Annotated in this window: 21 protein-coding genes; 7 read left to right on the forward strand and 14 right to left on the reverse strand. The window is 72.8% G+C overall.

Annotation, left to right across the window (positions count from 1 at the left end; translation table 11 throughout):
* Window positions 1–56 precede the first annotated feature (56 nt).
* From Q8W71_RS11225 to Q8W71_RS11250, 6 genes are all read right to left on the reverse strand, one after another.
* Window positions 57–917, reverse strand: a complete 861-nt coding sequence (locus Q8W71_RS11225) for a transglutaminase-like domain-containing protein (RefSeq protein WP_305525447.1) — start codon at window positions 915–917, stop codon at window positions 57–59.
* A gap of 93 nt (window positions 918–1,010) precedes the next feature.
* On the reverse strand, window positions 1,011–1,607 hold the full coding sequence (locus tag Q8W71_RS11230) for a LutC/YkgG family protein (protein ID WP_305525448.1): 597 nt from the start codon (window positions 1,605–1,607) through the stop codon (window positions 1,011–1,013).
* Window positions 1,604–3,175, reverse strand: coding sequence for a lactate utilization protein B (locus Q8W71_RS11235; protein WP_305525471.1), 1,572 nt, complete (start codon window positions 3,173–3,175; stop codon window positions 1,604–1,606). Before Q8W71_RS11235 ends, Q8W71_RS11230 begins: the two co-directional genes overlap by 4 nt.
* 11 nt (window positions 3,176–3,186) lie before the next feature.
* Complete coding sequence (locus Q8W71_RS11240) at window positions 3,187–3,930, reverse strand: (Fe-S)-binding protein (protein WP_305525449.1); 744 nt, start codon at window positions 3,928–3,930, stop codon at window positions 3,187–3,189.
* Window positions 3,931–4,036: 106 nt separating this feature from the next.
* Entirely contained in the window at window positions 4,037–4,636 is a 600-nt protein-coding gene (locus Q8W71_RS11245) for a cysteine hydrolase family protein (RefSeq protein ID WP_305525472.1), read from the reverse strand.
* A 20-nt stretch (window positions 4,637–4,656) separates the two neighbouring features.
* A complete protein-coding gene (locus Q8W71_RS11250) occupies window positions 4,657–6,189 on the reverse strand; it encodes a helicase HerA-like domain-containing protein (RefSeq protein WP_305525450.1) in 1,533 nt (510 codons plus the stop codon).
* A gap of 132 nt (window positions 6,190–6,321) precedes the next feature.
* On the opposite strand from Q8W71_RS11250, the gene Q8W71_RS11255 reads away from it, so the two are divergent.
* Together Q8W71_RS11255 and Q8W71_RS11260 are read left to right on the forward strand one after the other, a co-directional pair.
* Window positions 6,322–6,711, forward strand: a complete 390-nt coding sequence (locus tag Q8W71_RS11255; protein WP_305525451.1) for a DUF2267 domain-containing protein — start codon at window positions 6,322–6,324, stop codon at window positions 6,709–6,711.
* A 218-nt stretch (window positions 6,712–6,929) separates the two neighbouring features.
* Window positions 6,930–7,148 (forward strand): hypothetical protein, encoded by a 219-nt coding sequence (locus tag Q8W71_RS11260; protein ID WP_305525452.1) that lies wholly within the window; start codon window positions 6,930–6,932, stop codon window positions 7,146–7,148.
* Window positions 7,149–7,696: 548 nt separating this feature from the next.
* Here Q8W71_RS11260 and Q8W71_RS11265 read toward each other — a convergent pair.
* Both Q8W71_RS11265 and Q8W71_RS11270 read right to left on the reverse strand, forming a co-directional pair.
* A complete protein-coding gene (locus Q8W71_RS11265) occupies window positions 7,697–8,602 on the reverse strand; it encodes a hypothetical protein (protein ID WP_305525453.1) in 906 nt (301 codons plus the stop codon).
* Between the two features lie 76 nt (window positions 8,603–8,678).
* Window positions 8,679–10,754, reverse strand: coding sequence for a M3 family metallopeptidase (locus Q8W71_RS11270; protein ID WP_305525454.1), 2,076 nt, complete (start codon window positions 10,752–10,754; stop codon window positions 8,679–8,681).
* 182 nt (window positions 10,755–10,936) lie between these two features.
* On the opposite strand from Q8W71_RS11270, the gene Q8W71_RS11275 reads away from it, so the two are divergent.
* From Q8W71_RS11275 to Q8W71_RS11285, 3 genes are all read left to right on the forward strand, one after another.
* Entirely contained in the window at window positions 10,937–11,824 is an 888-nt protein-coding gene (locus tag Q8W71_RS11275) for an extensin-like domain-containing protein (protein WP_305525455.1), read from the forward strand.
* Window positions 11,825–11,930: 106 nt separating this feature from the next.
* Window positions 11,931–12,998, forward strand: a complete 1,068-nt coding sequence (locus Q8W71_RS11280) for a L,D-transpeptidase family protein (RefSeq protein WP_305525456.1) — start codon at window positions 11,931–11,933, stop codon at window positions 12,996–12,998.
* 303 nt (window positions 12,999–13,301) lie between these two features.
* Window positions 13,302–13,691: a response regulator gene (locus tag Q8W71_RS11285; protein WP_305525457.1), complete on the forward strand. Its 390-nt coding sequence runs from the start codon at window positions 13,302–13,304 to the stop codon at window positions 13,689–13,691.
* A gap of 13 nt (window positions 13,692–13,704) precedes the next feature.
* On the opposite strand, the gene Q8W71_RS11290 is transcribed toward Q8W71_RS11285, so the two are convergent.
* Together Q8W71_RS11290 and rsmI are read right to left on the reverse strand one after the other, a co-directional pair.
* On the reverse strand, window positions 13,705–14,088 hold the full coding sequence (locus tag Q8W71_RS11290) for a YraN family protein (protein WP_305525458.1): 384 nt from the start codon (window positions 14,086–14,088) through the stop codon (window positions 13,705–13,707).
* A gap of 11 nt (window positions 14,089–14,099) precedes the next feature.
* Window positions 14,100–15,029 carry a 16S rRNA (cytidine(1402)-2'-O)-methyltransferase gene (rsmI, locus tag Q8W71_RS11295; protein ID WP_305525459.1) on the reverse strand — a complete coding sequence of 310 codons (930 nt, stop codon included), beginning with the start codon at window positions 15,027–15,029 and terminating at the stop codon, window positions 14,100–14,102.
* A 137-nt stretch (window positions 15,030–15,166) separates the two neighbouring features.
* On the opposite strand from rsmI, the gene Q8W71_RS11300 reads away from it, so the two are divergent.
* Window positions 15,167–16,495, forward strand: a complete 1,329-nt coding sequence (locus Q8W71_RS11300) for a penicillin-binding protein activator (RefSeq protein WP_305525460.1) — start codon at window positions 15,167–15,169, stop codon at window positions 16,493–16,495.
* A 28-nt stretch (window positions 16,496–16,523) separates the two neighbouring features.
* Here Q8W71_RS11300 and hemW read toward each other — a convergent pair whose 3' ends face one another.
* Genes hemW through rph form a run of 3 tightly spaced genes read right to left on the reverse strand, consistent with a single transcriptional unit; the run spans window position 16,524 to window position 19,092 of the window.
* Window positions 16,524–17,699, reverse strand: a complete 1,176-nt coding sequence (hemW, locus tag Q8W71_RS11305; RefSeq protein ID WP_305525461.1) for a radical SAM family heme chaperone HemW — start codon at window positions 17,697–17,699, stop codon at window positions 16,524–16,526.
* A gap of 53 nt (window positions 17,700–17,752) precedes the next feature.
* A complete protein-coding gene (rdgB, locus tag Q8W71_RS11310; RefSeq protein ID WP_305525462.1) occupies window positions 17,753–18,382 on the reverse strand; it encodes an RdgB/HAM1 family non-canonical purine NTP pyrophosphatase in 630 nt (209 codons plus the stop codon).
* On the reverse strand, window positions 18,379–19,092 hold the full coding sequence (gene rph / locus Q8W71_RS11315) for a ribonuclease PH (protein ID WP_305525463.1): 714 nt from the start codon (window positions 19,090–19,092) through the stop codon (window positions 18,379–18,381). Before rph ends, rdgB begins: the two co-directional genes overlap by 4 nt.
* 118 nt (window positions 19,093–19,210) lie before the next feature.
* On the opposite strand from rph, the gene hrcA reads away from it, so the two are divergent.
* A complete protein-coding gene (gene hrcA / locus Q8W71_RS11320; RefSeq protein ID WP_370875387.1) occupies window positions 19,211–20,329 on the forward strand; it encodes a heat-inducible transcriptional repressor HrcA in 1,119 nt (372 codons plus the stop codon).
* Window positions 20,330–20,378: 49 nt separating this feature from the next.
* Here hrcA and Q8W71_RS11325 read toward each other — a convergent pair.
* The coding region (locus Q8W71_RS11325; protein ID WP_305525465.1) for a DUF1236 domain-containing protein at window positions 20,379–20,783 on the reverse strand (405 nt) is incomplete at its 5' end.

Below are 20,783 nucleotides of genomic sequence, written 5' to 3' on the forward strand. Positions count from 1 at the left end.
GCGGGATCAGGGTATCACAGGATCGCGCATCACAGGATCCTGCGATCCGGTCACCGTCAGGCGGCGCCCGCGTGCGGGGCCGGCTCCTCGGTCGAGATCGCGTCGACGGTGCGCTGGACCGGGCTGCCCAGCCCGTCCGAGCGCTGGATGCGGACCTGCTGGTTGACCGGCTGCATGTTGCCGTAGGGGGTCGAGAACGCGATCTCGGCGGCGTCGCGGCCGACGCCGATCCGCACCAGCCCGTCGAGATCCGCCTGACGCGTGGCGTCGAACAGCCACCAGCGCCCGTCTAGGTAGGCCTCGAACACCGCGTGGAAGTCGCTCGGCACGAGGCCGTGGGCGTAGCAGGAGACGAACCGGGCCGGGATGCCCAGCGCCCGGCAGAAGGCGGTACCGATATGCGCGAAGTCGCGGCACACCCCCGCCCGCTTCAGGAGCGACTCGTCGGCGGTGGTCTCGCCGTCGCTGGTGCCCGGCTTGTAGGTGATGTGGTCGTGGATCCAGTTGCAGATCGCGTTGACCCGCTGATGCCCCTTCGGCAGCGCGCCGAACTCGGCCTGGGCGAACGGCGTCAGCCGGTCGGACGAGACGAAGCGGCTCGGCAGCAGGAACGGCAGGATGTCGAGCGGCAGCCGCGCGATCGGGGTCTCCTCGATCGTCGCCGGGTCGGCGCGGTGGACGGTGAGATCGACCTCGGCATTGTACTCCAGCGCGAACTGCCCCATCGGCACGTTCACGCCGAGGTAGCGGTTGCGCATGTCCGGCGTGGTGTAGACGTCGCGCTTCAGGTTCGGCGTCAGGACGAGGGATTCCGAGAGGATCTCGACGCTCTTCAGCTTCGCGACTTCGAGATTGAAGATGAAGGTCGTGTCCGCGAGGATGTTGTAGGACAGACTGCAACCGAGGGTGTAGCGCATCGGGGGGCCTTGCCGGGGACGGTGTTCAGCCCTGGCAAGGGGCGCCGGCCCCGCGCGGTTCCAGCGCTCCGTGCACGAAAAAGCGCCGCCGTCTCAGGCTGTTGCCCGCGGCGTCAGCACCACGCTCAGCGAGCGCACCCCCTGCGCCCCATGGATCAGCACGCCCTCGATGTCGGCGGTGGCCGAGGGGCCGGTGTGCAGCACCGCGTAGGCTGCCCGGCCGAACTCGGGCCGGCGGTAGGCTGCCTGCACGTTGGGCAGGATGTCGGCGGGGTCGAGCAGCACGACGAGGTGCTGGGCGAGGTAGGCGACCGCGTTCACGACGAGTTCGTCCTGCGTGAACAGCACCGAGCCGGTCTCGGCGATGCCGAACACCGCCCGCACCACCGCCACGTCCACGTCGTCCACGTCCTGCGGGCGCGCGATCGCGGCCAGATCGCGGTTGCCCGCCACCTCCGGCACCGCCGAGGCGACCACTTTCGCCCCCGCCAGCCGCTCGCGCACGCCGGCCAGCGGATCCTGCGCCGTGCCCGGCGCGATCCGCCCGCCCATGCGCTGGAGCCGGGCGCCGAACTCGGCCGTCAGGTCGTCGCCGACGAGCGGCGCGAACAGCGGAACGTCCGGCAGCGGGTGGTCGCCGGCCGGACGGTTCGCCCGGATCGCGGCGAGGATTCCGTCGCGGGCGCTCACGCCTTGTCGCCCTTCATCCGGTTCGCCTTGTACCACGCGTGGAACGACTGGCGCGGGGCCTCGGGCATCTCGCGCTTGCGGCCCCAGGTGTTGAGCGGGTTGTAAACGGCGAAGCGCGGCAGCACCTTGAGCGCCGAATCGGCCGCGCCGATCGCCGCCCGGTACGCCGCCGGCCGCGACAGCACCGCGCCGGCCGCCTTCATCATCCCCTGCTTGAGTGCCGGGATCTGGTGCTCCTCGGCCAGCACCTTGCGCCACGCGAAGATCTGCTCGTGGATGTTGATCTTCACCGGGCAGACGTTGGTGCACGAGCCGTTCATGGTCGAGGAGAACGGCAGGGTCGAGTATTTCCGCTTGTTGAAGGTCGGGTCGATGATCAGCCCGATCGGCCCGGAATAGGTGGCGCCGTAGGAGAGGCCGCCGGAGCGCCGGTACACGGGACAGGTGTTCATGCAGGCGCCGCAGCGGATGCACTTCAGCGAGGTCCAGAACTCCTCCATCCCGAGCCGCGCGGAGCGGCCGTTGTCGACCAGCACCATATGCATCTCGGTCCCCTTGCGGGGCCCGCGGAAATGCGAGGTGTACTGGGTGATCGGCGAGCCGAGCGCCGAGCGCGCAAGCAGCCTCAGGAACACGCCGAGGTGCTCCACGCGCGGGATGATCTTCTCGATGCCGATCGAGTGGATCTGCAACGGCGGCACGTTGCCCGAGAGGTCGGCGTTGCCCTCGTTGGTGCAGGTGACCACCGTACCGGTCTCGGCGACCGCGAAGTTGCAGCCGGTCAGGCCGGCATCGGCCTGGAGGATATGCGGGCGCGTCGTCTCGCGCTGGCTCTCGGCGAGGTAGTGCGCGTCGTCGTTGTCCGGGTCGGTGCCGAGCGTCCGGGCGAACACCTCCGCCACGTCGAAGCGCGTCTTATGGGCGGCGGGGACGACGACGTGGCTCGGCTCCTCGTTGTCGAGCTGCTGGATGCGCTCGCCGAGGTCGGTCTCGACGATGGCGATGCCCTCCGCCTCGATGAAGTGACGGAAGCCGCACTCCTCGGTGAGCATCGACTTCGACTTCACCAGCGTCTTCGCGCCGTGCGCGCGCAGGATGCCGAGCACGATGCGGTTGTGATCGGCCCCGTCCACCGCCCAGTGGACGTGGACGCCGTTGGCCTTGGCGTTCGCCTCGAACTCCTCGAGGTAGCGGTCGAGGTTCGCCAGGGTGTGCGTCTTGATCTGGGAGGCCAGCTCGCGCAGCTCCTCCCATTCGGGGATGCCGAAGGCGGCCGTGTCGCGCTTCTTGCGCAGGTCCCACAGGCGCTCGTCGTGGGCGGCCTGATGGAGCGGCGCGGCGAGGAAGCGCTCGGCCGCCTCGGCCTGGTCGATCGGCCGGTCGCCGCGGATCTTGGCGCCGCGCGGCTGCGGCTCGCGCGTCCGCGGCGCGCGGATCGGCTTCGAGGCGCCCTCGGCGTGGTGCAGGCGCCGGCCGTCCTGGCCGCGCTCGCTCTCGTCGTCGGGGGCGCGCACCTCCGGGTGGATGACGCCCTCGCGCTCGCGGGGGTTCAGATCCTCGGCGCTCATGTCATCGGCGCTCATGCGGCGGCTCCGTTCAGCACCTGCGCGATGTGGATGTACTTGAGCGGCAGCCCGAGCCGCTCGGCGCAGCCCTTCTGGTGCATCAGGCAGGAGGAATCGGCGGAGACGACGTAGTGCGCCCCGGCGCGGTTCTGGTCGGCGACCTTGTCGTAGCCCATCTTGGCCGAGACCGCCGGCTCGAACACCGAGAACGTGCCGCCGAAGCCGCAGCACTCGTCCGGACGGGCGAGATCGACCAGCTCGACCCCCTTCACGAGGCGCAGCAGGTCGAGCGGCTTCGAGAAGTACGGCTTGTTCAGCTCGGTCGGCCGCGCGTGGCCGATGCCGCGCAGCGCGTTGCAGTTGGCGTGGTAGGCGACCCGGTGCGGGAACTCGGCCCAGGGCAGCGCCTCGACCTTCAGCACGTCGTGCAGGAACTCGACCAGCTCGTAGGTGCTCGCCCGGACCTTCACGACCTCATCCGTCTGCGGGATCGCGGTGAGGTGCTCGCGGACCTGATGCACGCAGCTTCCCGACGGCGCGACCACGTAGTCGAAGCCGGAAAAATTCTTGACGAACAGGGCCTCGGTGGCCGCGGCCTCGGCATGGCAGCCGGTGTTGGTCATCGGCTGGCCGCAGCAGGTCTGGTCGTAGGGGTACTCGACCGTGCAGCCGAGGCGCTCCAGCAGTTCCAGCGTGGCGATGCCGACCTCAGGCTCGAAGGCATCGACGTAGCACGGCACGAACAGCCCGACCCGCATCGCCTCTCCCGACTCTCCCGATATGCCGCCCGCCCCGGTGGCTGGAACGGTTCGAAGGTGTCGGTCCTGTCTAGCGGAGGCGGCGGGCCTTGGCGAGGTTCTGCCGTCAGCCCGCGATGTCGCGCTGGCCCGGTGTCACCACCGCGAACAGGTCGGCGAGCGCCGCGAGGCTCGCGGCCTGGAGCTGGGCCGCCGGGACGACGGAGCCGTCCGGCGCGGGCAGGTCGCGGGTCGCGGTCGCGGCGGCGACCACCGTCGGGCGGAAGCCGAGGCTGAAGGCCGAGCGGGCGGTGGAGTTGACGCACATATGCGTCATGAAGCCCGCCAGGATCAGGTCGGTGACGCCCGCCGCCTTGAGCCGCGCTTCGAGGTCGGTGCCGACGAAGGAGCTCGGATAGGCCTTGGTGATCACCGCCTCGCCGTCGCGGGGCGCCACCTCGTCCGAGATCTGGCCGATCGCCGCGCGCACGTCGTAGGGCGAGCCCGGCCCGGCATCGTGGCGGACGTGGAACACGGGGGTGCCGGCCGTTCGGGCGCGCGCCAGCAGGGCGGCAGCCTCCGCGATGGCGGGCTCGACGCCGGAGAGCCGCATCACCCCCTCGCGGTAGGTGTTCTGCAGGTCGATCAGCACCAGGGCCGAGCCGGTGAGGCCGGCCGGCTCGGGGCTGAGGCCGGAGAGGTTGCGCAGGGTCTTGAGGTCGGTCATCGGATCCACGTCCCGTTCCATCACCGCTTCGTCAGGCCACCCAGCACGTTGCGCAGGATGACGGTGCCGACCTCCTTGCCGACGCTGCGGGCCATCGAGCGCGCGGCGTTGGCGATGACCTGCTCGGCGAGGCTCTGCGGAGGCCGGCGCTGGCCCTTCTTCGGCGCAGGCGTGCCGAACACCGATTCCAGCAGCCCGCCGAGCATCCCCGACAGCCCGCCCTCGGACGCCGCCGCTTCGGCCGGCGCCTCGTCGAGCCCCTTGCGCTTGGCCAGCATCTCGTAGGCGCTCTCGTTGTCGACCGCCTGATCGTACTTGCCGCGCAGCGGACTCGCGGCGATCACCGCGGCGCGCTCGGCCGAGGTGAGCGGACCGACCCGGCCCTGCGGCGGCGCGATCAGCGCCCGCTCGACCACCGAGGGCGTGCCCTTGGCCTCCAGGAAGCTCACCAGCGCCTCGCCGACGCCGAGTTCGGTGATCGCGGAGGCCACGTCGAAGCCCGGGTTCTGCCGAAAGGTCTCCGCGGCGGCGCGCACCGCGCGCTGGTCGCGCGGGGTGAAGGCGCGCAGGGCGTGCTGGACCCGGTTGCCGAGCTGGCCCAGCACCGTCTCCGGCACGTCGAGCGGGTTCTGCGTCACGAAGTAGACGCCCACGCCCTTCGAGCGGATCAGGCGCACCACCTGCTCCACCGCGTCGAGCAGCGCCTTCGGCGCCTCGTTGAACAGGAGGTGCGCCTCGTCGAAGAAGAACACCAGCTTCGGCTTGTCGAGGTCGCCGACCTCCGGCAACTGCTCGAACAGCTCGGACAGCATCCACAGCAGGAACGAGGCGTAGAGCTTCGGCCGCTGCATCAGCTTGTCGGCGGCCAGGATGTTGACGGTGCCGCGCCCGTCGCGGTCGAGGCGCATGAAGTCGGTGAGTTCGAGCGCCGGCTCGCCGAAGAACCGGTCCGCCCCCTGCCCCTCCAGCACCAGCAACTGCCGCTGGATCGCGCCCACGGACGCCGCCGACACGTTGCCGTAGGTGCCGGAGATGTCCTTGAGGTTCTCCGTGCAGAAGGTCAGCAGGGCGCGCAGGTCCTTCAGGTCGATGACCGGCCACTGGTTCTCGTCCGCCACCCGGAAGGCGATGTTGAGCACGCCCGCCTGGGTATCGTTGAGGTCGAGGAGGCGGGCGAGCAGCAGCGGGCCCATCTCGGTCACCGTGCAGCGGATCGGGTGGCCCTGCTCGCCGAACAGGTCCCAGAAGACCACCGGGAAGCGGTCGGGCTCATAAGCGGTGCCGAGCTCCTCGGCGCGCTTGACGAAGGCGGGCTTGGCCTCCCCCGCCGCGGCGAGGCCTGAGAGGTCGCCCTTGATGTCGGCGGCGAAGACCGGGACCCCGGCATTCGAGAAGCCCTCGGCCAGCACCTGCAGGGTGACGGTCTTGCCGGTGCCGGTGGCGCCGGCGACGAGGCCGTGGCGGTTGGCGAGCCGCAGCGCCAGCACCTCGGGCTTGCCGGGCCCGGAGGCCGGCACGCTCTTGCCCACCAGGATCGTCCTGTCCGCGTCCATCGCACCCTCCCCGCGCCCGCCGCGATCATGGCGACCGCGCCCAGACTTTTCCAGCCGCGCCGCCCCCCGCGCTTGATTTCCCGGCGCCGAGGCGAGAGAGACGAACCGGACCGTTTCTAAAGAGATCGCCCGATGGAAGAATTGCTCGCCCGCGTCACCGCCCGCACCGGCCTCGACGCCGAGACCGCGCAGACCGCCGTGGGGCAGATCCTGGCCTTCCTCCAGAAGGAGGGGCCGGAGACGGAGGTGGGCCAGCTCATGGCGGCGCTTCCGGGCTCCGAGGCGCTGGTGGCCGAGGCGAATGCCGGTAACGGCGGCGGGGGCGGCGGCCTGCTCGGCATGCTCGGCGGCATGGGCGGCGGCGTGATGGCGCTCGGCCAGAAGCTGATGTCGGCGGGCGTGCCGATGAACCAGATGCAGCCGCTCGGCCAGGAGCTGTTCGCGGTCGGCCGCGAGAAGGCCGGCGAGGACGTGATGGGCCCGATCATCGGCTCGATCCCGGGCCTCAGCCAGTTCGTCTGACGGGAGCGCCCTCAGGCCGGACCGGGCGCAGCGCGGCGACGGCGGGGGCCGGCGGGAGGTGCGGGACCGCACCGCAGACCCGCCGCGCGTGGATCAATCGTCAAGAAATGGTTCGGCGGCGAAAGCTTGGCGGAACCAGTCCACGCTGTCCCCGTTATCCCGGAACGGCAGAGGTTCGACCCGTTCGGTCGGCCCCGCCGTCAATCCGCAGGCCGGCCATGCCCGTCTTCGAAGCCAAGCACCTCGACACGGAGTTCGAGGGTCAGGCGCTCCTCGCAGCGCTCCTCCACCCGACCCGGGCCGCCCGCACACGCGCGCTGCGCCACGGCCGCCGCCGGGCAGCGAAGACCGCGCTCATCGCCGATCCGATGACGATCGAGCCGCGCTTCCCGGTCTCCGGCGACGATCTCGCTCCGATCGCCATCCCCTCGAACTAGGGCGCTCGTCGCCGCGGCGGAGGCCGGCCCGGCCCGGAAGAGCGCGCCACAACGAGGGTTTGCGCCGATCCCAGTCGCAACGGTTTGAGAACATGAGAGCCCGGGGGGCAGCCCCGCGGGTCCCATCATACGACTTCCGGCTGAAAGGTTCGGGATCGACGCTCTCCGTCTTTGCGAGCGGAGCGAAGCAATCCAGCAGCGCCACCACCTCAAACCGCGCGCTGCCCTGGGTCGCTTCGCCTACGGCTCGCGATGACGGCGCGGGGCCGGATCACCGAACGGTTCACCCGGGAACGGTATCAGACCCCCTCATCCTGAGGCGCCCCTTGCCGTGGCAAGGGGCCTCGAAGGAGCCCTCCAGAGGGCGCCGCGATCCCTGGAGCCCTCCTTCGAGGCCCGCTCTCGCGGGCACTTCAGGATGAGGGACAGGGTCGGATGCGCCGCCCGGCACGCACTGTCGTGTACCGTGCGCGACGGTCCCGGCCGGGACGAGCGCTCGCGCCTGAACGGTGAAGCGGCGGGCGCGGTCGGTACGACCGCCCCGTCCCTCACCACGGCTGCGGCGTGAGGATGCCGTGTCGGGTCACCACGACCCAGGCCCGTCCCTGGCGCTCGACCGCCTCGACCCGGCCGAGCCCCGGAAGCGTATCGCCCGGCCCGACCTGGAACAGCCGGCGGCGGCGGTTCTCGACGATCGCCGCGCCGTCGAACACGTCGCGCACCGCCCAATCGTCCAGCACCGGCGGCTTCTCGGCGGCCTTCGGCTTGGCCTCGATGGCGGGAACGGCGGCGAGCTTGGTGTCCGCCCGCGGCTCCGCCCGGGCCTCGTGGCGCGGCTCCGGCGCCCGGTCGGCGGCCCGCGGATCGGCGAGGCTCCCGGTCTGGGTCGGCTCGGCGGCCTTCTCGGGCGCCTTCTCGGCGGTCTTGGCGGCCGCGCGGGCGGCGAGGGCGGCGAACCGCGCACCCTGCTCGCGCTCGGCCTGATCGATCCGCTCGCCCAGGGCGGTGACCTTCCCGGCGATCGTCCGGTCGAGGCCGGCGAGGCGGTCGCCCAGCGCGGCCCCCCGCGCGGCCGCATCCTTGCGGGCACCCTCGACGCTGCCGCGCAGTTCGGTCAACGCCTTGTTCAGTTGCGCGACCTCGCCGCCGAGGCGGGCGGTCTCGCCGCGCTGCGCCTTGAGGCCCGCGTTGAGCGCGGCCACCGCCGCGCCCGGCCCGCGGTCGCGCTGCGTGGCGAGGGTGGTGGCGCCGGCGCCCAGCAGCGCGCCGAGGGCGAGCATCGCCGCGGCGGTGCCGAGCAGCCGTGCGTCGAGGCGCGGCAGACGCGGCACCGGCAAGCGCCGGGACGCCTTCGTGGCCGGTGCGTCCGCGGCGTCCTTCGGCCCGGCCCGGCTCACCGCCGCCTTCAGCAGGTCCTCCGGCGAGGCGGCCAGCTTGGGTTCCGTCTTGCTCATCGCCCTCGGCTCCGCTCGCTCGGGTCAGGTGCAAGGGAGCGTTAAGGACGTTTGTTTACGAAACCCTTACCGCATCTCAGGCGGCCAGCCCGCGCTTCTTCAGGAGCGGCGCGGTGCTCGGCAGGCGGCCCCGGAAGGCGGTGTAGGCGTCGCGCGGATCGCGCAGGTTGCCCGCGCCGTAGACGTAGGTCCGCAGCTTGGCGGCGGTCTCGGGATGGAAGATGTCGCCGGCCTCGCGGAAGGCGTCGAAGGCGTCGGCGTCCAGCACCTCCGACCAGAGATAGCTGTAGTAGCCGGCGGCGTACCCGTCGCCCGAGAAGATGTGCGCGAAGTGCGGCGTGCGGTGGCGCATGCCGATCTCGGCGGGCATGGCGATCCGGCGCAACGCCTCCGCCTCGAAGTCCGGCACGTCGATCCCGACCTCGCCCTCGGCCGAGAGGTGCAGCGTCATGTCGACGATCGCCGACGACGTGTACTCCACCGTGGCGAACCCCTGGTTGAAGGTGCGCGCGGCGAGCAGCTTCCCCAGCAGCGCCTCCGGCATCGGCGTGCCGGTCTCGTGGTGGCGGGCGTGGGTGCGCAGCACCTCGGGCTGCTCCAGCCAGTGCTCGTAGAGCTGCGAGGGCAGTTCCACGAAGTCGCCTGAGACGGCGGTGCCCGCGAGCAGCGGGTAAGTCACGTCGGACAGGAGCCCGTGCAGGGCGTGGCCGAACTCGTGAAACAGCGTCCGGGCATCGTCGAAGGACAGCAGCGCCTGCGCGCCGTCGGGGGCGCGGGCGAAGTTCATCACGTTGACGATGACCGGGGTGACCGTGCCGTTCAGCCGCTCCTGCGAGCGGAAGGCGCTCATCCAGGCGCCGGAGCGCTTGGAGGGCCGGGCGAAGTAGTCGCCGAGGAACAGGCCGACCTCGGTGCCGTCCGCCTCGCTCACCCGCCAGACGCGCACGTCCGGGTGGTAGCGCGGCACGTCGGCCAGCTCCTCGAAGCGCAGGCCGAACAGGCGGGTCGCGGTGTCGAAGGCCGCCCGGATCATGCCCTCCAGCGGCAGGTAGGCCTTGATCTCGCCCTCGTCGAGATCGTGCTCGGCCCGGCGCAGCTTTTCGGCGTAGTGGCGCCAGTCATGGGCCTGGAGGTCGAAATTGTGCCCCTCGGCCTGCACGATCGCCTGGAGCCGGTCGCGCTCGTCGCCGGCCCGGGCGCGGGCCGGGGTCCACACGTCGCGCAGGAGGTCCATCGCCGCGTCCGGGCTCGCCGCCATCGTGTCGTCGAGCTTGAAATGGGCGAAGCTGTCGTAGCCGAGCAGCCGCGCCCGCTCGGCGCGCAGCCGCACGATCTCGGCGATGATCGCCCGGTTGTCCGTGTCGCCGCCGGTCTCGCCGCGCCGGGCCCACGCCGCGTAAGCGCGCTCGCGCAGGTCGCGGCGGGTGGAGAAGACGAGGAACGGCTCGATCAGCGAGCGCGACAAGGTGATGACGTGCCCCTCCATCCCGCGCTCGCGGGCGGCGCTCGCCGCGGCGGCGCGCAGGAAGGGCGGCAGCCCGGCGAGATCCGCCTCGGACGTCAGCGGCAGGGTGAAGCCGCTCTCGTCGGCCAGCAGGTTCTGGCTGAACCGGGTGCCGAGTTCGGACATCCGCGCGGCGATCTCCGCGACCCGCGCCTTGGCCTCGGGCCCGAGTTCGGCCCCCGCACGGCGGAAGCGGGTGCGGTAGCGGTCGAGCACCCGGCGCTCCTCGTCCCCGAGCGCCTCCGCCGCCGGATCGACCGCCGAGACCCGCGCCCAGAGCTGCGGGTTGAGGTAGATGGCGCTGCCGTGGCGGGCGAGCTTCGGCCCGATCTCGCGCTCGACCGCCTGGAGATCCGGATTCGTGTGGCTGCCGGTGAGGTTGTAGAAGACCCCCGCCACGCGATCGAGGGCGAGGCCCGCCCGCTCCATCGCCGCCACGGTGTTGGCGAAGGTCGCCGGCGCGGTCTCCGCGGCGATCGCCGCGATCTCGGCCTCGTGCGCGGTGAGCGCCGCCTCGAAGGCCGGCATGTAGTGCTCCGGCCGGATGCGCTCGAACGGCGGCAGCCCGTGCGGCGTGCTCCAGGGCATCTCGGCGAAGGGGTTGTCCTGCGGCAGGCCGTTCGGCCCGGCCTCGGCTGTGTCCGGCATTCCAGTCCTCGCCAGTCCTCAAACGTGTCGCGGCCCGCGCGATGTGGGGTCGGCGGCCGTGGTGCGAAAGACACGGTCGGGCCGGAGTCTAGACCATCGGCCGGCGGCCGCGCGACCCGCCGTCGGGTCCGCGCGTTGTCGGTCGTCTCGAACCGCCCACCGCGTTCCGCCACAGAGGTCCGATGCCCACCCGTCGAGCGATGTCGGCGCGCGCCTGCGCGGCCCTGTTCCTGAGCCTCGCCCTGGCCGGGCCCGAACCCCTTGCCGCCGAGGGGCCGGCCGGCGCGACGGTGCCGGTGCCCCCGCCCCTGCCGCCGACGCGGCCCGAGGACCTGAAGCCGGCCGCGCCTCCGGAGAGCCCGGCGCCGCCGCCGCGGCCGGCCGAGCTCGCCGCGCCCGCGGCACCGGCGACACCGACCGCTCCGGCGGCCGACGGGGCCAAGTCCGAGCTGCCGGTGCCGCCCCCGACGCCGCCCGAGCGGCCGGCGGAACTCTCCGGGCAGGCGGCGCTGACGCTCAAGGTCGCGCCGCCCGACGACACCGCCTGCCGGACCCGCCTGAAGCGGCTCGGGGTCGCCTTCGAACCGCTGCCGCCGATCTCCGAGGGCCAGTGCAGCGCGCCCCTGCCGCTGAAGGTGACGGCGCTCGCCGACGGCGTAGCCCTGCCCCAGGGCGCAACGCTCACCTGCCGCATGGCCGAGGCGCTGGCGCGCTGGGCGACGGAGGTCGGCGTGGAGGCGGAGCGCACGCTCAAGCACCCGCTCACCGGCCTCGACATCGGCGGCTCCTACGTCTGCCGGGGGCAGAACCACGACCGCGACGCCAAGCTCAGCGAGCACGCCTTCGCGGACGCGGTCGACGTGATGGGCTTCTCGGTCGCCGGCCGGGCCGCCATCCCCGTGAAGACGATGCTGCCGGGCTCCGACGAGGCGGACTTCCTGGGGAGCGTGCGGACCAAGGCCTGCGCCTTCTTCCGCACCGTCCTCGGCCCCGGCAGCAACGCCGCCCACGCGAACCACTTCCACTTCGACGAGCGCGAGCGCAACGGCGGCCACCGCCTCTGCGAGTAGATGTTGCGGATGAAGGACTTGGGGGCGGCGAAGGGCGGGAACGGAAGCGCGGCCTCGGCGCTTTCGGAGTCCGGGAGCGCCCGGCTCCCGGACTCTGGAGCGGACGATGCGAACGGCCTGGCTGCGAGCCTGCACGGCTCTCCTCGCGGTGGCGTGCCTGAACGGGGCCGCCGAGGCGAAGAGGGCGCGCAAGCCGGAGCCGGCCCCGCCGCTGACCGCAGAGGCGATCAACGGAGCGAGCTTCGCGCCGGGCAAGGACGCCGAGCGGGCGAAGGGGAAGGCGGGGCGGCCCGACCCGCTCCTGATCAAGACGCAGGTGCTCCTCGACCGCGCGCACTTCTACCCGGGCGCGATCGACGGCCGCGACGGCGACAACCTGCGCAAGGCGCTCTCCGCCTTCGCGGTGGCGCAGGGCCTGCCGGCCACCACCAAGCTCACCCCGGACGTCTGGGACAAACTCCAGGCGGCGGGCGGCAGCGAGCCCGCGGTGAAGGACTACACGATCACCGAGGCCGACGCGGCCGGGCCCTACGTCGAGAAGATCCCGCCCAAGATGGAGGAGCAGGCCGACCTCGACGCGCTGGGCTACACCAACCCGCGGGAGATGCTGGCCGAGCGGTTCCACATGCAGCGGGACCTGCTCAGCGCCCTCAACCCCGACAAGCCGCTCGACAAGGCGGGGACCGCCATCGTCGTCGCCGCGGTCGAGCCGATGGAGACCGGCAAGCCGAGCGGCAAGGACCTGCCGCGCGACCCGAAGGTGGAGCGGGTGGAGGTGGACAAGGAGAGCCGGGACGTGCGGGCCTTCGCCGCGGACGGCAAGCTCGTGGCCTACTACCCGGCCTCGATCGGCAGCACCGAGAAGCCGGCCCCGAGCGGCACGACCAAGGTCAAGGGCATCGCCTTCAATCCCGACTACACCTACAACCCCAAATACGCGTTCAAGGGCGTGAAAGCGAAGGAGAAGTTCACGATCAAGCCGGGGCCGAACAACCCGGTCGGCGTCGTGTGGATCGACCTCGCCATCCCGAGCTACGGGATCCACGGGACGCCGGAGCCGGAGAAGGTCGGCAAGACCGAGTCCCACGGGTGCATCCGCCTGACCAACTGGAACGCCCGCGACCTCGCGCTGCACGTGGCGCGCGGCGCCAAGGTCGAATTCAAGGACGATTGACGCCGTCCCGGCCCTGTCGGCCGGTCCGCGCGGCCCCGTTTTGTGCGTTTTCGTACAATCGACGATCGTAAGCGGCGGGCTGGTGCAGCCGGGCCGCAGGCGGGCGGAAAATGTATCGTTCCTTAACATCGCCGCCCGGAACCCGGGCCCGAGCGCTCACGTCCGCTTGACACCCACCCCGTAACGGGCGACCCAACCGGTGTCCCGCGAGACCGTCGGCGGAGTTTCCCCCGGCCGCGGGACGGCATCGAACTGCACGCATCAAGCCCCCGGCGACGGGGTGTGGAAGGAAGACGGCCCGGCGTGACTGCTGACCCGAACGACGACGTGCTCACTGGCGTCCGCGTGCTCGTCGTCGAGGACGAGGCCGCGATCTCGATGCTGCTCGAGGACATGCTGCTCGACTTCGGCTGCACCGTCGTCGGCCCGGCCGCACGCCTGTCGAACGCGCTGGAGATGGCCGCATCGGAGACGTTCGAGGTGGCGATCCTCGACGTGAACGTCGCCGGCGAGCCGATCTACCCGGTGGCCGAGGCCATCGCCGGGCGGAACCTGCCGCTGGTCTTCTCCACCGGCTACGGCGGCGCCGGCATCCGCGAGCCGTTCCGCGACCGGCCGGTGGTGCAGAAGCCGTTCAGCCAGGCCGATCTCAAGCGCACGCTGATCGGCGCGATCCGCGCCGCCCGGGGCTGATCCCGGCTCCGGCCTACAGCCCCTCGATCTCGAAAGCGCCCGGCAGGTGGGCCGGCCACGCGCGCCCGCCCAGGAACACCGCGTCCGCCCGCAGCGTCAGCCCGGCGCTCCAGGGGTGGCGGCCGACCCAGGCCCGCACAGCACGCGAGAAGCGCCGCCGCTTGGCCGCGTCGATGGCCTCCCGTGCGTCGTCGAGGCGGGCCCGGGCCTTGACCTCGACGAAGGCCAGCGTCCCGCCGCGGCGGACGATCAGGTCGATCTCGCCGCCGGCCGCGCTCACGCGGCGTGCGAGCGGACGGTAGCCCTTGAGCATGAGCGCCACGAGCGCCAGCCACTCGGCCCGGTGCCCCCGGCGGTGCGCGGCACGCCGCCGCAGACCCGCGTCCTCGCGCCTCATCCCCCCACCTCTCATCCCCCCGCTTCCCGCGCCAGCGCCAGGGCGCGGGCGTAGACGAGGCGGCGGGGCTGGCCGGTCTCGTCGGCGACGAGGCTCGCCGCGTCCTTGATCGAGTGCCGCTCCAGCGCCGCTCGCAGCGCCGCATCCAGGGCGGCGTCGCCGTCAGTGGCCCGCTCCGTCGCCGGAGCCGCGCCGATCACCACCACGATCTCGCCCTTGGGCGGGCCCTCCCCGCCGAACCGGTCCGCGAGCGAGCCGAGGGTATCGCGGCGGACCGTCTCGTAGAGCTTGGTGAGCTCCCGCGTCACCGCCGCCGGACGCTCGGGCCCGAGCACGGCGGCGGCGTCGGCCAGCATCTCGGGCAGGCGGTGGGGAGATTCGAACAGCACCAGCGTGCCCGGAACCCCCGCCAGCGCCTCCAGCCGGTTGCGCCGCGCCCCCGCCTTCTGCGGCAGGAAGCCCTCGAAGAAGAAGCGGTCGGTGGGCAGGCCCGCGGCGACCAGCGCCGTCGTCACCGCCGAGGGGCCGGGCACCGGGGTGATCGCGATCCCGGCCTCGATCGCCGCCTGGACGAGCTTGTAGCCCGGATCGGACACGAGCGGCGTGCCGGCGTCGGAGACGAGCGCCAGCGCCTCGCCCTCCCGCAGGCGCGCCACCACCCGCTCGCGGACGGTCTCGCCCGAATGCTCGTGGTAGGCCACGAGCGGGGTGGTGATGCCGTAATGGGCGAGCAGGGTGCGGGTGACGCGGGTGTCCTCGGCGAGCACCGCGTCGGCGGCGGCGAGCGTCGCCAGCGCCCGGATCGTCACGTCGCGCAGGTTGCCGATCGGCGTGGCCACGATGTGCAGGCCGGGCGCCAGCGGCTCCGTCTCGCTCGCCAGCCCGAAGGCGGTGAACGTCGTGCTGCGGGGCGGGCGCGGGCCGTCGAATCGGGGTCTCATCGGCGGCGAGAGTGCCACAGGGGCGCCCCGGCGTCGCGGGCGGCACGTGGAGAGCGGGGGTGACGGCTGCGCGGTTGTTTACACGGCGCCGGCCTGCGGTCAGGCTGGCGGCAGCGTCCCCCGGGGAGATCGGACCGATGGCGCCCGTCCAGCGCGCGCGGCAGCGTCTCGCAACCGCGGTCGCGGTGCTCTGCGCCGCGGCGCTGAGCGCCTGCGTCGGCGGCCCTGACGGCGCCCGCGCGACGCGGCGGGCCGCCCCGGTCCAGGCCGAGCTGCGCCCCCCGGGCGACACCGGGGCGCCGCTCCTGCCGCCCGCGCCCCTCCCGGATGGGCCCGGGCAAGGCGAGTCCGTGCAGGTCTCACCCCTGCAAGCTCCTGCCCTGCAAGCTCCTGCCCTGCCGGCCGCGGGCCCGGAGAACCGGATCGGCACCGGCACCGTGAGGGTGGCTTTGGTCGTCCCGCTCAGCGGCCCCGGCGAATCCGTCGGCACCGCGCTGCGCAACGCCGCGCAGCTCGCCTACGAGGAGGGCGGCCGGCCCGACCTGACGATCCTCGTGGAGGACGACCGCGGCACCCCCGAGGGCGCCCGCGAGGCGACGCAGCGGGCGGTGAAGGAGGGGGCCGACCTCGTGCTCGGCCCGCTGTTCGCGGGCAGCGTCCAGGCGGCCACCGGCCCGGCCCGGGCGGCGGGCAAGCCGGTGATCGCCTTCTCCACCGACGCGGGGGTCGCCGCGCGCGGGGTCTATCTCCTGAGCTTCCTGCCGCAGCCCGAGGTGGAGCGGGTCGTCGCGGAGGCGGTGGCCGGCGGGCGGCGCTCCTTCGCGGCGCTCATCCCCGAGAGCGTGTACGGCAACGCCGTGGAGGCGCAGTTCCGCGAGACCGTGGCGCGCAAGGGCGCGCGGCTCGCCGCCGTGGAGCGCTACGCGCCCGGCGCGCCGGGACCGGCGATCGGCCGGCTTTCCGGGGTCATCACCGGCCCGCGGCCCACCGCCGACGCCCTGTTCATCCCGGAGACCGCCGAGGGCTTGCCGATCGTCGCGGCGGCGCTGACCAAGGCCGGGTTCTCCCCCGCCCAGGTGCGACCCCTCGGCACCGCGCCCTGGAACGACCCGGCCCTGTTCGCCCTGCCCGCCCTCCAGGGCGGCCGCTTCGCCGCCCCGGACCGCGCCGGCTTCTCGAACTTCTCCGGCCGCTACCAGGCGCGGTTCGGGACGAGCCCGCCGCGGGTCGCCTCGCTCGCCTTCGACGCGGTGATGCTGACCGCCGCCCTGTCGCGGCAGTACGGCACGCAGCGCTTCGCCGAGACGACGCTCACCAGCCCCGCCGGCTTCTCCGGCGTCGACGGCACCTTCCGCTTCCGGGCGGACGGCCTCAGCGACCGCGCGCTCGCCGTCTACGAAATCCGCAACAACGCGGCGACGCCGGTGAGCCCGGCGCCGCGCACCCTCGGCAAGCCTGGCCTCTGATGACGGGCCTCTGATGACGGGGCTCTGATCACGCCGCGAGTTCGGCCACCAGCGCGTTGAGCACCGGCGCCCCGCGCGGGGTCGCGGCGATGCGCCCGCCCGGCAGCCTAGCGATCAGCCCGTCCGCCACCAGCGGTTCGAGCCGGGCGACGTCGATCGGACGGCCCTTCAGGGCCGCGTAGCGGGCGGGATCGATGCCCTCGGCGAGCCGCAGCCCCATCACCAGGAACTCGTCGGCCTGATCGCCGGGCGCCAGCGCCTCCATTTCCACGACGCCGTGGCCCTCGGCCTCGACGCGGGCGAGCCAAGCCTCCGGCGCGCGCTCGGTCACCGTGCCGACCCGCCCGCCCCCCGTGACGAGCCGCCCGTGCGCGCCGGGGCCGATCCCGGCATACTCGCCGTAGCGCCAGTAGAGCAGGTTGTGGCGCGCCTCCGCCCCGGGACGGGCGTGGTTCGAGATCTCGTAGGCCGGAAGACCCGCGGCGGCGCAGACCTCCTGCGTCACGTCGTAGAGGGCGCGCCCCGTCTCCTCGTCGGGGGGCACCAGCTTGCCGGCGGCGGCCAGCCCGTAGAACGGCGTCCCCGGCTCGATGGTGAGCTGGTAGAGCGAGAGGTGCTCGGCCGCCCGGTCGATCGCCTCTGTCAGCTCGGCGCGCCACTGGGCCGGCGTCTGCCGGGGCCGGGCGTAGATCAGGTCGAAGGAGGTGCGCTCGAAGGCGGCCTGCGCCACCCGGATCGCCGCGAACGCCTCCGCGGAATCGTGCAGTCGGCCCAGCGAGCGCAGGGACGCGTCGTCGAGCGCCTGGACGCCCAGCGACACCCGGTTGACCCCGGCGGCGCGGTAGCCGCGGAAGCGGCCGGCCTCGACGCTCGACGGGTTGGCCTCCAGCGTGATCTCCGCATCCGGCGCCACGCTCCAGTGGGCCGCCACCGCGTCGAGGAGGCCGGCCACCGTCTCCGGCCGCATCAGCGACGGCGTGCCGCCGCCGAGGAAGACGCTGGTGACGACACGACCCGGCGTTTGCGCGGCGGTGTGGGCGATCTCGGCGCGGAAGGCTTCGAGGAAGCGCGGCTCGTCCACGCCCGCGTGCCGGACGTGGCTGTTGAAGTCGCAGTACGGGCACTTCGCCGCGCAGAAGGGCCAGTGCAGGTAGACCCCGAAGCCCGCGTCGCGGGTCGGATGGTCCGGGCCGGTCGGTGTCATGATCGCCGGGATATGCGCGCTGGACGCGCCTTCGGCAATCAGCCCGTCGGTAATCAGACCGCCTGCCCCAGGCAGTCCCGGGCGAGCAGCACGAAGGCGCGCGCCCGGTGCGACAGACCATCGCCCCGCTGCCAGTCGACCCCGTGCTTCTCCGCGGCGCTCATCTCGCCGAAGGTCCGGGCGTGGCCGTCGGGGAGGAACAGCGGGTCGTAGCCGAACCCCGCCGTGCCGCGGGGCTGCACGAGGCTTCCGAACACCCGGCCCTCGAACAGCTCCGTGTGCCCGTCCGGCCAAGCCAGCACCAGGGCGGAGATGAAGTGCGCCCGGCGGTCCTCGGCGCCGCGCCGGTCGAGTTCGGAGAAGATCCGGCCCATGGCGCCGGAGAAATCCTTGTCCGGCCCGGCCCAGCGGGCCGAGAAGATGCCGGGCGCCCCGTCGAGGGCATCGACGCACAGGCCGGAATCGTCGGCGAAGGCCGGCAGGCCGGTGGCCTGCGCGGCCGCGTGCGCCTTGATCGCCGCGTTCTCGGCGAACATCGTCCCTGTCTCGTCGGGTTCGGCCAGCCCCAGCTCGCCGGCCGAGACCGCCGCGACGCCGAACGGCTCCAGCAGCTCGCGCATCTCGGCGAGCTTGCCGGCATTGTGGGTGGCGATGACCACCTTGCCGGTGAGACGGCGCCTCACGCCACCGCCTCTTTCTGGAGGGCGACGAGGCGCTCGACGCCCGTGCGGGCGAGGCCGAGCAGCTCGATGAGCTGGCCTTCCGAGAACGGCTCCATCTCGGCCGTGCCCTGCACCTCGACGATGCCGCCCTTGGCCGTAAGCACGAAGTTGGCGTCGGTCTCGGCGGCTGAATCCTCTTCGTATTCGAGGTCGAGGATCGGCGTGCCCTTGTAGATCCCGCAGGACACTGCCGCGACGTGGTCGCGCAGCGGATCGACCGAGATGATCGAGCGGGCGCGCATCCACGAGAAGCAGTCGTGCAGGGCCACCCAGGCGCCGGTGATCGCGGCGGTGCGGGTGCCGCCGTCCGCCTGGATCACGTCGCAATCGACGGTGACCTGGCGCTCGCCCAGAGCCGGCAGGTTGGTGACCGCGCGGAGCGAGCGGCCGATCAGCCGCTGGATCTCCTGGGTGCGGCCCGAGGGCTTGCCGGAATTGACCTCCCGGCGGGTGCGCTCGTGCGTCGCCCGCGGCAGCATCGCGTACTCGGCCGTGACCCAGCCCTTGCCGGAGCCGCGCAGCCAGGGCGGGCCGCGCTCCTCCAGCGACGCGGTGCACAGCACCCGGGTGTTGCCGAAGCTGACGAGGCAGGAGCCCTCGGCGTAGCGCGCCACGGCACGCTCCAGGCTCACGGGCCGCAGCTCGTCGGCGGCGCGCTTCGAAGGCCGCATCCGGGGACCCCTTGTCGGCTGAGATTGTCGAGGGCCGGGCTCATAGGCCGCACCGGCACACCGGGCAAGGGCCGGCCCCGGGCGCGGCGGCGGATTGATCCCCGGTCGCCGCGCGGACATGATCGTGCGACAGGATCCCCGCGTGACCGACCCAGGCTCCCCCTTCCCGCCCGATTCCGCGCTCCCGGCGCTGGCCGCGCTCAGCGAGCGGTCCCGCGAGATCTTCCGGCAGATCGTCGAGAGCTACCTGACCACCGGCGAGCCGGTGGGCTCGCGCAACCTCGCGCGCATCCTGCCGATGAGCCTGTCGCCGGCCTCGATCCGCAACGTGATGTCGGACCTGGAGCATTCCGGGCTGATCTTCGCCCCCCACACCTCGGCCGGGCGGCTGCCGACCGAGCAGGGCCTGCGCTTCTTCGTGGACGCGATGCTGGAACTCGGCGACGTCGGCCGGGAGGAGCAGGAGCGGATCGAGGCGCAGATGCGGGCGGCGGCCTCGCGCCACACCTTCGATTCCGCGCTGACCGAGGCGTCGAGCCTGCTGTCGGGGGTCTCCCGCGGGGCCGGCGTGGTGCTGACCACCAAGACCAACGTCCACTTGAAGCACATCGAGTTCGTCCGGCTCGATCCGGCCCGCGCCCTGGTCGTGCTCGTCTCGGACGACGGCTCGGTGGAGAACCGGCTGGTCGACCTGCCGCCGGGCCTGCCGGCCGGTGCGTTGCAGGAGGCGACGAACTATCTCAACGCCCGGCTGCACGGCCGGACCCTGGAGACCCTGCGCGCCGAGATCGAGACCGGCCGGCGGGCGATGAAGCGGGAGATCGACGCGCTGACCGAGCGTCTCGTGGACGCCGGGCTCGCCACCTCGGTCGGCCCCTCGGAGGCGCGCCAGCTCATCGTGCGCGGTCAGGCCAACCTGCTCGACGACCTGCGCGCGGCCGAGGACCTGGAGCGGATCCGGCTGCTGTTCAACGACCTGGAGACGCAGAAGGACGTGATCGACCTGCTCGCCCGCGCCGAGGGCGGCGAGGGCGTGCGGATCTTCATCGGCTCGGAGAACAAGCTGTTCTCCCTGTCCGGCTCCTCGCTGATCGCGGCGCCGTTCCGGGACGGATCCCAGAAGATCGTCGGGGTCGTCGGGGTGATCGGGCCGACGCGGCTGAACTACGCGCGGATCGTGCCGATGGTGGACTACACCGCCCGGGTCGTCTCGAAGCTCCTCGACGGCGGCCGCTGAGGCGGGCGGGACCCCAGGAGGCCCCGCCCGATCGTGTCTGGAGAAAAAATCAGGCCGGGATGACGTCGACGATCTCGTAGGTGTCGGGATCGATGATGACGATGTCGTCGCGCACGAGGACGAAGTCGTAGCCCTCGTATTCCGGCACCAGCTCGACGATGGTCGGCGGCAGACGGTGCAGCCGGACCGAGCGCGGGATCGCGGTGCCGACCGTCAGGGCGAAGCTCGCCCCGGCGACGGCGGCGACGCCGAGCCCGGTGATCGACCGGCGGAACTCGGTGCGCCGGCCCGCATCGAGGCGCCCGTAGGCGCCGCGCACCGCGCCGCCGCCACCGCGCGGCCCGCGGTCGGCCCGGCCGGGCCCGCCGCGATCCCCGCGCTCGGCGCCGCCACGATCTCCGCGCTCGGCGCCGCCGCGCCGGTCGCCCCGACCGTCGGCGCCGCCGCGCTCGCC

The sequence above is a fragment of the Methylobacterium amylolyticum genome (genome assembly GCF_030700245.1).
GTDB lineage: Bacteria > Pseudomonadota > Alphaproteobacteria > Rhizobiales > Beijerinckiaceae > Methylobacterium.

Excerpts from the sequence above, each read along its gene's own strand:
- Q8W71_RS11225 (WP_305525447.1), bottom strand. The coding sequence starts at position 917 with ATGCGCTACACCCTCGGTTGCAGTCTGTCCTACAACATCCTCGCGGAC.
- Q8W71_RS11235 (WP_305525471.1), bottom strand. The coding sequence starts at position 3,175 with ATGAGCGCCGAGGATCTGAACCCCCGCGAGCGCGAGGGCGTCATCCAC.
- Q8W71_RS11240 (WP_305525449.1), bottom strand. The coding sequence starts at position 3,930 with ATGCGGGTCGGGCTGTTCGTGCCGTGCTACGTCGATGCCTTCGAGCCT.
- Q8W71_RS11245 (WP_305525472.1), bottom strand. The coding sequence starts at position 4,636 with ATGACCGACCTCAAGACCCTGCGCAACCTCTCCGGCCTCAGCCCCGAG.
- Q8W71_RS11250 (WP_305525450.1), bottom strand. The coding sequence starts at position 6,189 with ATGGACGCGGACAGGACGATCCTGGTGGGCAAGAGCGTGCCGGCCTCC.
- Q8W71_RS11255 (WP_305525451.1), top strand. The coding sequence starts at position 6,322 with ATGGAAGAATTGCTCGCCCGCGTCACCGCCCGCACCGGCCTCGACGCC.
- Q8W71_RS11260 (WP_305525452.1), top strand. The coding sequence starts at position 6,930 with ATGCCCGTCTTCGAAGCCAAGCACCTCGACACGGAGTTCGAGGGTCAG.
- Q8W71_RS11265 (WP_305525453.1), bottom strand. The coding sequence starts at position 8,602 with ATGAGCAAGACGGAACCCAAGCTGGCCGCCTCGCCGGAGGACCTGCTG.
- Q8W71_RS11270 (WP_305525454.1), bottom strand. The coding sequence starts at position 10,754 with ATGCCGGACACAGCCGAGGCCGGGCCGAACGGCCTGCCGCAGGACAAC.
- Q8W71_RS11275 (WP_305525455.1), top strand. The coding sequence starts at position 10,937 with ATGCCCACCCGTCGAGCGATGTCGGCGCGCGCCTGCGCGGCCCTGTTC.
- Q8W71_RS11280 (WP_305525456.1), top strand. The coding sequence starts at position 11,931 with ATGCGAACGGCCTGGCTGCGAGCCTGCACGGCTCTCCTCGCGGTGGCG.
- Q8W71_RS11290 (WP_305525458.1), bottom strand. The coding sequence starts at position 14,088 with ATGAGGCGCGAGGACGCGGGTCTGCGGCGGCGTGCCGCGCACCGCCGG.
- rsmI (WP_305525459.1), bottom strand. The coding sequence starts at position 15,029 with ATGAGACCCCGATTCGACGGCCCGCGCCCGCCCCGCAGCACGACGTTC.
- Q8W71_RS11300 (WP_305525460.1), top strand. The coding sequence starts at position 15,167 with ATGGCGCCCGTCCAGCGCGCGCGGCAGCGTCTCGCAACCGCGGTCGCG.
- hemW (WP_305525461.1), bottom strand. The coding sequence starts at position 17,699 with ATGACACCGACCGGCCCGGACCATCCGACCCGCGACGCGGGCTTCGGG.
- rph (WP_305525463.1), bottom strand. The coding sequence starts at position 19,092 with ATGCGGCCTTCGAAGCGCGCCGCCGACGAGCTGCGGCCCGTGAGCCTG.
- hrcA (WP_370875387.1), top strand. The coding sequence starts at position 19,211 with ATGATCGTGCGACAGGATCCCCGCGTGACCGACCCAGGCTCCCCCTTC.